11 protein-coding genes are annotated in these 12,612 nt (G+C 49.1%); 1 reads left to right on the forward strand and 10 read right to left on the reverse strand.

Annotated elements, in window-relative coordinates; translation table 11 throughout:
* Nucleotides 1–2: 2 nt before the first annotated feature.
* The 6 genes from BN162_RS10105 to BN162_RS10130 form a co-directional block, all read right to left on the reverse strand.
* Nucleotides 3–1,922, reverse strand: coding sequence for a BglG family transcription antiterminator (locus BN162_RS10105; RefSeq protein WP_167540016.1), 1,920 nt, complete (start codon nucleotides 1,920–1,922; stop codon nucleotides 3–5).
* A 50-nt stretch (nucleotides 1,923–1,972) separates the two neighbouring features.
* Nucleotides 1,973–2,452, reverse strand: a complete 480-nt coding sequence (locus BN162_RS10110) for a PTS sugar transporter subunit IIB (RefSeq protein WP_020224975.1) — start codon at nucleotides 2,450–2,452, stop codon at nucleotides 1,973–1,975.
* Nucleotides 2,453–2,470: 18 nt separating this feature from the next.
* A complete protein-coding gene (locus BN162_RS10115; protein ID WP_020224976.1) occupies nucleotides 2,471–3,559 on the reverse strand; it encodes an SIS domain-containing protein in 1,089 nt (362 codons plus the stop codon).
* 100 nt (nucleotides 3,560–3,659) lie between these two features.
* Nucleotides 3,660–5,231 (reverse strand): PTS system mannose/fructose/sorbose family transporter subunit IID, encoded by a 1,572-nt coding sequence (locus tag BN162_RS10120; RefSeq protein WP_020224977.1) that lies wholly within the window; start codon nucleotides 5,229–5,231, stop codon nucleotides 3,660–3,662.
* Nucleotides 5,232–5,286: 55 nt separating this feature from the next.
* Nucleotides 5,287–5,688: a PTS sugar transporter subunit IIA gene (locus tag BN162_RS10125; protein ID WP_020224978.1), complete on the reverse strand. Its 402-nt coding sequence runs from the start codon at nucleotides 5,686–5,688 to the stop codon at nucleotides 5,287–5,289.
* An 85-nt stretch (nucleotides 5,689–5,773) separates the two neighbouring features.
* The gene (locus BN162_RS10130; RefSeq protein WP_020224979.1) at nucleotides 5,774–6,439 is read right to left on the reverse strand and encodes an HAD family hydrolase; all 666 of its coding nucleotides are present in this window, start codon (nucleotides 6,437–6,439) and stop codon (nucleotides 5,774–5,776) included.
* 149 nt (nucleotides 6,440–6,588) lie between these two features.
* Between BN162_RS10130 and BN162_RS10135 the strand changes: the two genes are divergently transcribed.
* On the forward strand, nucleotides 6,589–7,161 hold the full coding sequence (locus BN162_RS10135) for a pyruvate kinase alpha/beta domain-containing protein (RefSeq protein ID WP_020224980.1): 573 nt from the start codon (nucleotides 6,589–6,591) through the stop codon (nucleotides 7,159–7,161).
* A gap of 301 nt (nucleotides 7,162–7,462) precedes the next feature.
* Here the strand turns inward: BN162_RS10135 and BN162_RS10140 are convergent, their stop codons facing one another.
* From BN162_RS10140 to BN162_RS10155, 4 genes are all read right to left on the reverse strand, one after another.
* On the reverse strand, nucleotides 7,463–8,830 hold the full coding sequence (locus BN162_RS10140) for an MATE family efflux transporter (RefSeq protein ID WP_020224981.1): 1,368 nt from the start codon (nucleotides 8,828–8,830) through the stop codon (nucleotides 7,463–7,465).
* A gap of 192 nt (nucleotides 8,831–9,022) precedes the next feature.
* Nucleotides 9,023–9,982, reverse strand: a complete 960-nt coding sequence (locus BN162_RS17945) for a Gfo/Idh/MocA family protein (RefSeq protein WP_081587887.1) — start codon at nucleotides 9,980–9,982, stop codon at nucleotides 9,023–9,025.
* 466 nt (nucleotides 9,983–10,448) lie between these two features.
* Nucleotides 10,449–11,219 carry a GntR family transcriptional regulator gene (locus BN162_RS10150; RefSeq protein ID WP_020224983.1) on the reverse strand — a complete coding sequence of 257 codons (771 nt, stop codon included), beginning with the start codon at nucleotides 11,217–11,219 and terminating at the stop codon, nucleotides 10,449–10,451.
* Nucleotides 11,220–11,285: 66 nt separating this feature from the next.
* The gene (locus tag BN162_RS10155) at nucleotides 11,286–12,434 is read right to left on the reverse strand and encodes an SIS domain-containing protein (RefSeq protein ID WP_020224984.1); all 1,149 of its coding nucleotides are present in this window, start codon (nucleotides 12,432–12,434) and stop codon (nucleotides 11,286–11,288) included.
* Nucleotides 12,435–12,612: the final 178 nt, after the last annotated feature.

Consider the following 12,612-nt stretch of genomic DNA (forward strand, 5'->3'; position numbering starts at 1 on the left):
TTTCAATTTTTACTCAGCACTTCAATCAAACTGTCATAGTCGGTCAACTTCCCCGAAAACGGCTCGCGCGGATCATTGATCATCTCGCTGATAAAATCATAACCCAGCCGCAGCGAATCGAGGTCATCGTTGATATTGACAAAAATGACGGTCTGCGCCCACAGCTTGTTCCAGATGATCGGTTTCTTCAAAAAACCGATATAGATAAAGCTTTCGGGCAGCGGCTTAAGCGTATGCAGAAAGACGACGCCCTTGGTTGTTTCATGGGACAGAATGTGTTCCGCCTCCCAGAACATCGCCAGGATTTCCTTCCAGTTGTCAAACCCCTTGGCTACCTCACGAAAGACCTCGTCGCGCACGCTGCCCTTCAGACTGCCGTTGAAATAGCGCGGGGAAAAATACTGCCGCAGCTTGCGGAAAGACAATCGGTTATGCTTGATCGACTGTTGGATCTGCTCGCCATACGACAGCCGCCCGTCCATGTAAATATACGGCACCGCATAGGAGGCTTCCAAAGGAACCGTGCTGAGAATCAGTTCAGCCTGATGCAGATCGTGATTTTCCAGCTCGCTGACGTCGCAGATTTCAATGCTGCCGGCCAGCGCCGCGTGATTTTCATTGATTTCGTTGATCAGCGTGATCGTTTCCGGCCTGCCCCGGCCGCAGACAACCAGGATTTTTCCATTGTGCGTCCGGCTTTCCGTTGAAAACAAGAGGTTGGTATACAGCACCAGATAGGCAAATTCATTCTTGTTCATGCGGACGCTGAAATTCTGTTCAAGAATATCGCTGATCATCATCGTGATGTGCGTGGAAAACAGATATTTGTTCAGAAAATCATAGATCATCGGATTGCGCATCACCAATCCGCTGCGCAGCCGCGCCACCATCGCCGGAATATGCATCCGCAGATATTCCTCATACCGATCCTTGTTGATCGCAATCACGCCGAAGCGTTTCTGCAGCATTCGGTAAATATCGTACAGCGTCTTTTCCACCTGTTCGATTTCCTCACTGGTGATCTCATCCAGCTGCGTGATGTGCTTGGATTTGAAATGCAGGGCAAAATAGAGGATTTCCTCCTGGGGAAGCAGGATTTCCAGCTTTGTTTGAAGCCGCTCCACCAACTCCCGCGCGGCCGGCCATTCACGGATCAGGCTCTGCTGGCGAACCTTCCCGTTTTCATCCTCGACTTTCACATAGTTATAGAATTTCCAGCGCCGGATCGCGATGATGATGTGAATGACAAAGTTCTGCAGCGACTGATCCGACATGTGAATGCTGTATTTCTCCATAATTTCTTCCAACAGATCGCGCACGAAGCGAATCTCATCCTGATTGGTGCTGCTGACAAACATCGCATTGTCGGCTGCGAAATATCCGGTTGAAATGTTGGCATGGAAGAAATATTCGGCAATGCACAGCCGCTTAGCGATTTCCTCACCGACTAACAGAATCCCGTAATTCGGCCGGGAAGTCAGCTCCAGATTGTAATCCTTGAAGATTTCCCGCACTTCCTTTAAATCCGCGGTCAGCGTTGAACGGCTGATATACAGCTCGTCGACCAAATCCTCAATCGTCAGATAATAATCCACCGTCAACAGCTTTTTCACGATATAATTCACGCGTTCATAACGATACTTCGGAACGGTCTGCGCCGTCCGCAGCTCGCGCCGCTTCAGCTCCGTCAAAAACTGATTATAAAGAAATTCATCATTGACGGACAGCTTGTAGCCGACGCCGGTACGGGCATGGATGACCGCGTCATAATCCTTGAGAATCGCATTGAGTTCACTGACATCCTTTTTAATCGTGCGCGCCGACACCTTGACCTTTTCAGCCAGCTGGGCACTGGTCAGCGGTTCACTGGCGTCTCCCAGTGTGATCAGAATCTGTTCCAGACGGTCGCTGATGTATTCCACCCGCATCCTCTCCTTCCTTTAAAAGAATGCAGGGTTGCCCCTGCATCCTGCTACTGTAGCTTATAGTCCTTAAAGTAGGTCTTCTTCCCGTCCGGAATCAAACGCAGCTCCACTTCAAAGCCGCCGCTGACCAGCTTGTTGCACAGATCAATATCGTTCTGCGATACCGCAATCGCTCCGATCAGATTTTCTTTGGTTTCGGCGTTCTTGCGGATTCCGCCCAGATTCAAGGACCCGATTTCCGGAATATCCGTTAAGATTTGGTAAGCGTCGGGAATGTTGTTGGTAATGATCATGACATTGGTGCTGCTTTTTAAGTGCGTGCGAATCAAGGCCTTGGCTTTCTCTACGCTTTCGCAGATCAGCTTCGTGCCCCGCGGTTTGGCGATGTCCAGCGTCATCTTCTGAAAATCATCTTTGGCAATCGCATCATTCGCTAAAATAATCATATGGATTGAAAGCTGTTTCGTCCAGGAAAATCCGACAGCGCCGTGAATCAAACGGTCGTCGACACGCAGTAATTTTATCATCGTTGTTGCCTCCCTTGCTTATAAACCGATTTCATTGCCGGTCTTCGGTGCTTTGGATCCCATGAACTCGTTCATCCGTTTGCGGGCTTCGTCCAGCGGGTTCACCCATTTGTCGCGGCCCATCGCGGAAATGATCTGGAAGGGGATGACATTGAACAGCACGCTGAAATGTTCATCAAGATGGTGGTCGATCGTCAGCACCTTCGGATCTTCGATGACGCGGTTGGTAATCAGATACACCCGTGAGGTCAGCTCATGAACGCTCTCGTACATCCGAATTGCCCGTTCGCTTGGCTCACCCAGCGAATCCACAATGATCACCGTGCGGTCGGCATTGGTTTCAATCGACGGGCCGTGCAGGAATTCTTCCATTTCATAAGCGGTCGCGGCATGGCCGGTGGTTTCCGCAATCTTGAGCGCGCCTTCCAAGGCGACAGCGTGATTCGGTCCATAGCCCAGAATCTGCACGCGCTTCAAGTCCGTTAATTCTTCTTCGTTGGCCGCGTACCAGACTTTGGCCTTGGCCACCGTCTGATCCATCGTACCGCAAGCCTGTCTGAGCTGTTCATAATAGCTTTCTGCCTCTGCCGGGCTGAGCAGGCCTTTGGCTTTGCCGGCTTCAATGGCAAACAACATGTAGTACAGTCCCAGCGTCACAACACCCTTGGTGACAAAGCCGATCTTTTCAATCCCCATGCCCCAGTTCAGGCACAAGTCGCAATGATCCTTCATCACGCTTTCCACATTGCCGGTTAAGCCGATCGCGGTCAAGCCATGATCGCGGGCTTTCTGCAGGGCGTCGTTGGTATTGGTGGAGCGCCCGCTCTGACCGGCGCCGAACACAAACGTCTGTTCATCAAAAATCGTTTCATAATGATTAAATGTAAACGAGGTGACGACTTCGGTTCTGACCTTCAGGATTTTCTCAACGAAGTATTTCGCCAGGCATGAGCCGTTATAGGAAGAGCCGGAAGCGATGATCAGAATCCGATTGTACGCTTTCTGCGTATACCGATCCACCGCCGGTCTGACCAGCTCTGAAGCATGTTCAATGTTGTAACGGCACTGCGCCGCGCTTTCTTCAATATAACCCATCATGGTTTCCATTCGACAATTCCTCCTTTAGTGATGTTGATGGAAAAGAGGAAGCAAGGCTGAAAGACAACGCCTTGTTCCTCCATCGTTAAATACAGTTTTGGTGTTGTGCTTACAAAATGCCGATCACATTGCAGACGATGCCCAGAATGAACATGCCGATCATGATGTGCAGCATGTTGACCTGCTTCTTTAATAACCAGGCTGTCGCCCAAGTGATGCACAGCGGCAGTAAGCCCGGCAGAATTTCATCAAACAGCGACTGCAGCGCCAACGGTTCCATCTGACCGAACTGAATGACTAACGGTGTGGAAACCGATACCATCGACATCGTCATCGCCCCGATGACCATTAAGCCCAGGATTCCGAAGCACAGCGTCAGCTTATCCATAATGTTCGATTTGTAGATCTTATTGATAAATTTGCTTCCGAAATCATACGATTTCCACATCAGATACCAGCGGGCCAAAAAATGCGGCGCGTTGTACAGTACGATGAAGACAAACGGTGCCAGGACATTGCCCTGCAAGCCTAACTGAGCCGAAACACCGGCCGCGATAATCCGGAAAGTTCCCTGAAACAGCGAATCGCCGATGCCGGCCAGCGGACCCATCAGCGCGGCTTTAACCGCGTTGACCGAAGCCGGAGCCAGATCCGGATTGCTGGAAATTTCTTCTTCCATCGCGCAGGAGATGCCGAAGATCAACGTCGATACCTGCGGCGTGGTGTTGAAGAATTCATAATGGCGGCTTAATGCCATCGCCAGATCTTTCTGATCCGGATATAATTCACGCAGAGCCGGAATCATGGCATAGCAATAGCCTGATCCCTGATAGTTCTGGTAGTTAAACGAAGCCTCCAGCGTATGCGCGCGCCAATAGACGCCCATCAAGGCTTTGCGGCTGAGCCGTTTGGTCTGCCGGTTTTCCTCGCTGACTTCTTCCTCTGCCCCTTCCGTGTCTTCCGATTTGATGAAGAAGAAGGCGATGACCGCAAAGGCGGCGCCCAAAATCGCCACTCCTGTATTGGTCATGCCCAAGAAGGCCGACAGCACGAAGCCGATGAAGTAGAACGCGCCGATTTCGCGGGTCCAGATCATGTTCAGCAGCATCGCGAAGCCCAAAGCCGGCAGGATGGACGTTCCGACCTTTAAGCCGTTGTAAATCCATTGCGGAATGAAGTCGACAACCGCCTGAACCGCGCCGGTTCCCAGATAGATCGAACCGAATACCAGCACCATCATGATAATGCTGTAAAGCCACCAGGTCAGCCAGTGATACCGTTCAACCTTCTTGTAATCGCCAACTTCGCAGGCTTTCTGCATTTCAACGATCCAATACTGCATGACGACGCGGATGAAGGTTTTCAGCATGTTGAACAGAATTCCGACCGGAATCGCAATCGTCAAAGCGAAGGCCGCGTCCTGACCGGAGAGAATCGCCAGCCCGCCGCCGACGATCGTCGCGATGGAAACGTCCATGGATACGGAAATTCCGATATTCATGACGCCGATGAAGGCCAATTCCAGTGTGGCGCCGATCAGAATACCGGCTTGCAGATCCCCCAAAACCAGGCCGACCAGCGGACCGAGAACGATCGGTTTGGTCAGCATCATGTAACCGTTGATCATATCGGTTCGGGATACGAGATAGATCAGCGACAGAAGCAGTGCGTTTAGTAACATAAGTGTTTACCCCTTTCTTAACCTTAGTTTGTGAAACGGCAGGATTCAGTTTTTTTCAGCTCTCGCTTCCTTTCTTTTGCAGCATCGAATTAACATAACAGATCCGGGTTTGCGCTTGATCAATGCAGCGCTGCAGATCGGCCGCCAGATCGTCTGTTTCTTCCAGTTTCAGCACGTCGAGAATCAATTCCAGGTTGACCCCGGCAAGAATGTGGCAGTTGGGCTTCAGCAGATGGCGCATCATATATTGATTGACGCTGCCGCCCAAGAGGTCGGTAAAGATAATCCAGGTTTCTTCTTCATGGCCCGCCATGATCGTTTGCATTTGAGTTTCCAGGGGAAGCTCATCGGTGTAGGCACATAAGGGAATCACATCGGCGTTTTCTCCGCTTAACCGACGCAGCGCGCTGGCCAGACCGGCGGCGTATTCGCCATGACTCGCGATCAGATATTTCACATTATTCCTCTTTCCATTTCGTCCTTTGTCAATGCCATTATAGAAAGCTTTGTAAGCATTAACTACTCAATTAATTGCACTATTTTTAGTGCAGTGAATCAAAGACAGCCGCTTGCAGCAGGCCCGGAATTTCCATCAGATCGTCAAAGAGCTGATGCGCCGGAGATTGATCAAAGCCATACCGCTCATCACGTTTGGCCAGCACCCGCATCCCGGCACGCACAGCCGCCAGAATGCCATACGTGGAATCTTCAATCACATGACATTGTTGGGGCAAAACATGCAGTCGGGAAGCCACATGCAGATAGATCTCAGGGTTGGGCTTGCTTTCCTTAAAATCATCACCACTGGCGATCACTTCAAACAAGGACAGGATCTCGAGCTCCTGAAGCACCTGTTCGATATTGCTTTGCGGTGAACTGGATGCCAGCGCTAAGCGCCAGCCTGTGTCTTTCAGCTGATTCAGCGTTTGATGTAAATGAGGATTCGCCAGCTCGCGGTAAACGATCCGGTGGTGGCGATGAAAGGTGCGCATATCGCGGCGATAGGTTTCCTCACTATCATAAAATGCTGGATCAGCCTGTTTTAGAATCGAAAATGTTTTGCGGCTGCTTTCTCCGACAAGCGAATCAAGCACAGCGCGGGAAAAGTGATAGCCGCGGCTGATCAGAAATTCTTCGAGCCGTCGGTAATACACAGGTTCCGTATCGACAAGCACGCCGTCCATATCAAAGATCACAACTTTTTCCATTCTCTGCCTCCTTTCTGGTTCACTGTGAGTTCATTATAAGGAAATCCTTTCCCTGAACAAAAACGGAAAAAGATCACTAACCTTAGTGCAGGACACTTCGTCAGCTAGCCCGGATTTCCGGTATAATAGAAGCAGAAGGAAGGGATCGTATGCTTTTATTTTCAAATCCTGGCTGCGGCAATACAGCCGCGGCAGCCCATGAGGCCATCCGCAAAGCCAAACAGATGAAGACCGATGTCGTCTTTGCCTCCTCCGCAGGCAAAACCGCCCGCGCGGTGATCGACGAAGCGCAGAAACAGGATTACCCAGGCAAGCTGATCTGCGTCAGATCGGTTTCCGACGCGAAAAACCACGGTCAGAACCGCATGCCAGCACAGATCCAGAAGGAGCTGTTGGATCATGGGGTTGTGATTGTCACAGCCGCCCACGCGCTCAGCGGCGGTGAACGGGGCTTAAGCAGCCAACAGGGCGGAATTTATCCGCTGGAAATCATGGCTGCCACCCTTCGGACATTCGGGCAAGGCGTCAAGGTTTGTTTTGAATGCGCGGTGATGGCGCTGGATGCGGATGTCATCGAGTGGGGAAAAGCAATCGTTGCTTTAGGCGGCACATCGGAAGGCGCTGACACGGCCATGGTTCTGACGCCGGGATACTCCGCTTCGATATTAAGCACCCGGATTCATGAAATTCTCTGCAAGCCTGCCCTCATGCAGGCGGAATAAACACGTTTTTTCTCCCATGACTTAACCTTGCTTCAACGAAATAAGCGAGGATTTTCCCACCTGTGCAGGGGGAGGGAGAAATCGGCAAAAACAGGCTCAACGGCAGGGGGCCTCTATCCCCCGCGGACATGAAGTCAAGCCGACTAAGAAACGAGAGTAAAGGCAGCAGCGCTGCCGTGTCATGATGAGCGATAGAGGACTCATCATGGGGATTGAAATAAGTTATTCTCAACGGCTTTCCATAGACTAAAAAAGAACTCATTTCGTATCATAATCGGTACGGATGAATTCTTTTTTCTGTTTACTCCGCAGCTTTGCTTTCTTCTGTGTTTTCCATTTCAGTCAGATTATGCAGCCAGCGTTCCTTTTTCAGCAAGCCCACCGCCAACAGGCATTTTAAAAGATAGCTGACTTCCACCCAGAAATAAACTGTAGTGATCGGCAAGGAGGTTCTCTGTGTCAGGATCATCAACAGCGGAATCGGGACAACCCACATAAACAGCGAATCAATCAGGAAGATCGACCGGCTGTCGCCGCCGCTGCGGAAGACAAAATAGACGAGGAAATGCGCGGTCGCCAATGGAAACAAAAGCGCCATGATCTGCATCAGCTGATCCGCGGTGGCTAAGGATACGGCTGACCCGCTGTAAAGCAGCGGAATTGTCCAGCGGCACAAATAGATCAGGATGCCAAACAGCACCGAAAGCGCCAGTGCCAGCTTGAACACCCGGCTGACAACCTGTTTGGCGTCATCCTTTTTCCCCTGCCCCAAAATCGGTCCGACCAGAATCGTCAAGACGGTCCCCGCCGCCGGAAAGAGGACGCGGAACAGCTCATAATAGGTCATCGCGATCGAATAGCCGGCGGTCGTTGCCGTATTGAAAGACGTATAGCCTTTAAACAGCACCGCCAGCCCTAAGCCATAGAACAATTCGTTCAATCCGATCGGAAGCATGGTCTTACTGATTTGAAACGCCAGCACCCGCGGTATTCTCGGCGTGACCTTCCATGCCTGCGCAAACACGCATTGTGAACGTTTCATAAGAACAACCATGATCAAGGCTTCAAGACTGCGGCAGATCAGCATCGCGATCCCAGCTCCTGCCATCCCGGCTCTCATCCCGTCCAACAAAATGCCATTGGCAACGATCTTCACGATCACCGCCGCACAGCTGCCGTATAAGGGCAGCCTCACCTGACCGATTGAGCGCAGAGCGTTGGCAATTGCCTGGGACAGTACATACGGAATCATCGACAAAGCCAGAAACCGCAGGTAAATGGTTGCCGGCTCCAATAAGGCCGGATCAGAAGAAAACAAGCGGACTAACGATCGGGGAAAAGCGATCCCAGCGAGAATAAAGGGAAGCATCATCGTCGCGGAAACGAGAATGGAAAACCGGAAGGTCTGACGCATGCGCTGCGGCTGATCCACCCCTGCATACTGCGCCAGGTAGACAACGCCGGCCGCCAGAATGCCGTTGAGAAAACTGCTGGGCACCGTAAACAGACGGTTGACGATGGCTGCGGAAGAAACAAACAAATCACCGAACCGCCCGACCATGACATTATCAATAATCGTGATCAGATTGAGAATCAGCTGCTGGGCTATCATAGCCAGACACAAATTCAGCGCCTGACGGTAAAATGTTCTAGCAGATTGCCGGTGCATCGTTATCCCCCTTTCCTTTCTTCTTCCTTCAGTATAGAGAACTCGACCTTGCTTCAGAAGCAGAAAAAAATCACCATTTCTGGTGAAGTTTTCTTTTAACCGCAAAGGGATGAATTCTAAAGTTGAGTGTTGCCGTGATCCCCAAAGTTCAGAATTGGCTTACGCTTTAGATTCGCCTCTGTTTTATCTAGTTCAGATTTGGGGAAAGCGGCTGCGGATGGCTTCCATGAAAGCCAGAACTTCGCGGGTTTTCGCCTGCGGATACAGCGGACTCTGCAGCCAGCCATTGCCGACACAGCGGCACACTTCCGCAATCTCCCCACCCAAGTCTGTATAATGAAGCGTTGGACGAATTGTCTGAACGCCCTGCGCATTTTCCAGAATGATTTCTTCCGCCCGATAGTAATAAGGGATGCGCAGCGTTCCCTTTGTACCGCGGATCAGCGCTTCCCGCGGGCGTTCACGGTCGATCGCCCCTTCGGTCAAAATTCGAACCCCGCTTCGGGTGTTCAATTCACAGGTAAAATGAACATCAATCTGATTACGAAGCTCTGCCTGAACCTGAAGTTCCTCGCAACAATCCGGAAATAAATCCAGCACAAAATAGTAAAGGTAACTGCCGATATCATACAGCGCACCGCCCTGTTTCGCATCGTGAATATACCAACCGGGTTTGGTTTGATCTTTTAAATCGTAACAGTAATTGACATCCGCTTCATAGACCTGACCGATCGCTCCATCTTCGATCAGATTTTTAACAATCTCACTGCTTGGATAAAACGGAGTTTTTAACGCTTCCATCAGAAAGCAGTCTTGGCGCTTTGCTTCTTCGCACAGCTGATCCCAATCCGCGGTGGTTAACGTTCCTGGCTTTTCCACCAGCACATGCTTATGCTGAGCCAAAGCTGCCATGGCCATTTCTTTATGCATCAAATGCGGTAAAGCGATGTAAACGCAGTCCACATTCGGGCTGCTCAGACAGGCGTCATACTGGTCCACAATCTGCGCTGTTTTAACCGCTGAGGCGGCCGCTTTTTGCTTGGCTTCCGTTCGGGAAGCGATCACGGTAATCTCAGCCTCCCTGACCTGAGCGCTGTCACCCACAAAGCGCTGCGCGATTCCGCCGTAACCTAAGATTCCAAATCGCATCATTTCTCACTCCTTTACTATCACTATACGCCGACCTGGCTCAAAGAAAAAGGACGAAATTGTGAACTTTCATAACAGTTTTCTTACGATTTTACAGAATTCGATCTTCATTGCAGAAATCCTTGCGGAAATATTGTCTAACTGCATGCTTATCCAACTTATGATGATTAGACTTTTTTGACAGCCGAACCAACTAATGCCTTAGAAAAGTCCCTAAACAAAGGCTTTTTCCGAGGTTTTATCGATTTGAATAAGGGAGTTATCCTTGGCTGCGTCAGAACATAGCCTGGGCTATCCAAAATACAAACTGACATGCCTATTAAATCAACATCCATTACATTTTTTAGCTAAATGTAGCCATTTTCGGTAATCGCTTTCCAAATTTACTTTTTCCAATTCATAGGAACAACCCAACAATCATAAAAAGATGACCGCACAGTCATCTTTTTACAATATTTCATTCGTTCTGTTATTTTACCAAAGGCTCTGAAACATGATCATGGACTGCCGACGGTCCCGGCTGTGACATGATCTTGTCTTGAGTAATCGTGAATTTATCGCCGACAAAATAATGCATTGTCAGCTCAAAAGGTTCATCGTTCACATTCCACATGATCGTCTGGCGAAGCAGCGGCACATGATTCGATCCGATCAGTTTCGCCTGTTCCGGGCTGGGCAGACAAGCTCCCAGTTCCATATACCCATAGGAGCGCTCAATTCCCAATTCCTCAATATACTGGTTCAGCGAACCTTCCAACCGCTTAATATCCATTGTCGGCAAAATATTCTGCGAGATATAAGAGTAAGAAATACAGATTAAGCTGCCGCTGCCATAACGTGTCCGAATGAAGTAATGCAGAAAATCATCCTCCGCAACATGCAGCACTGATGCAATTTCAGGAGCTTCCTTGCCTTTTATAATTCCATATTTAATCAGCTCAGCCGACGGTTTTAATCCGGCATTGCGAATCATATCAGTAATACTTTCTGTCCGCACCGAGTTTTTCTTGATTTTCGTCTGGAAACGATGATCCGCAAAGGTTCCTTTTCCTTTAATCCGCTTGATGTAGCCATGCACGGCCAATTCGTTCATCGCCCGGGAAACTGTCATATGGCTGGTGGAAAACTTTGCGCAGATCTCACTTTCCGGGGGAAGCGGCTGATCGGCCTGCAGCTCTCCGCTTTCAATTTTTGCTTTAAAATAATTCTCGATTTCCACATACTTTGGAAGTTTCGGCATGGTCTACCTCCTGCTTTGCAAACTGACGGCAACCCCCAACAGGATTGCCGGATACTGAATATGAATTTACTGGGGATCCTGACTTAGATTTTTGTGTCTTGAGCTTGGATAATGGGATGAAACATAACGCTTTTTGATTGGACTGACCTTGGTATCAATGCCCGTATCTTCGCAGATCAAGGCAGAAAGCACCTGAAAAGGAATCACATAAAGAATGGGGGAAAGCAGATCAGATGTTCTGACCGAAAACTTCAAATCCCTATCAGTGCTTGCGACCCCTTCTTCACAGGTGATGACAAACACATGCTCGGTAAAGACATCTTTATAATAAGGCACTAACTCTTTTAACCGATTCAGCTCTTTCTGACCTTCGGAAGCGATCATAAAGATATAGTTGTCCTGATTGTACGCACGCATCGGACCGTGCATCTGTTCTTCCATTTCATAACCGGTACACGGACGGGAATAGGTTTCAAAGAATTTCAAACGCGATTCCAGCGCAGTCGGATAGTTATAGCCATAGCCGGCAATCGAGGATTTTGTCATTTGATAAAACTCTTGTTTATTACGATTATACCAGTCGACCGACTCCTTGACAACAATTTCCAAATTGTCAGCGAGCGCTTTGGCTTCTTCATCCAGCCGCTGGAATTCCGCTTCGCTGATCAGCTTTTTACGGCGGGCAATTTCGATCGCCTGAATATAAAATTGATAAATTGTTTCTGTATAACCGCGGGTCTCTGGTCCGATTTCTTCTTCTTCACAGACTAAATGACAGTATACATCTGCCAGCTCCTGTAGCACACTGTCCAACTGTTCGGTAACGGCGATTGTAAAGTAACCGTCATCCGACGCCTTTTTGACAGCTTCGCATGTCGATATACTGTCACCATGCTGGGAGAAGCCGATAACACAGATCTGTTCTTTCTTAAAAACACCCGAAGGATTCGGATTTTCATGATTCGTGAAAATCGTCGGCGCACAGGCAACGCCTTCCACGTGCAGAAGATCGACAAAGAGATTCTTAATCACCATGGATACATGATTGGACGTACCAGAACCCAAAAAGTACACCTTTTTAAAGTCGTGACTGACAAAGGCGTCGACAAAGTCGTTCATGTATTCATCGCGAAGAGTATAAGCCTTTTTCAAAACCCGCGGCGTATCTTGAATGTGACCGATCATTGATAGTTTTTCTTTTTCCATGCTTCTCATTTATTCTCCTTTTATTTGAAATCATCTGGCATCACACCACAAATATACCATTCGCCGTAAAAAAATCAAGAGTAAATATATATTTGTTTTGATTGCTGAGATGGAATTCCTCTGAATTCATCAATCCATAATCAAAAAGACCGGGGAAATAACTCAGAATTTTGTAAATTCTGTATTT

Origin of the sequence: Holdemania massiliensis AP2 (genome assembly GCF_000327285.1) — a bacterium.
GTDB classification, from domain to species: domain Bacteria; phylum Bacillota_I; class Bacilli_A; order Erysipelotrichales; family Erysipelotrichaceae; genus Holdemania; species Holdemania massiliensis.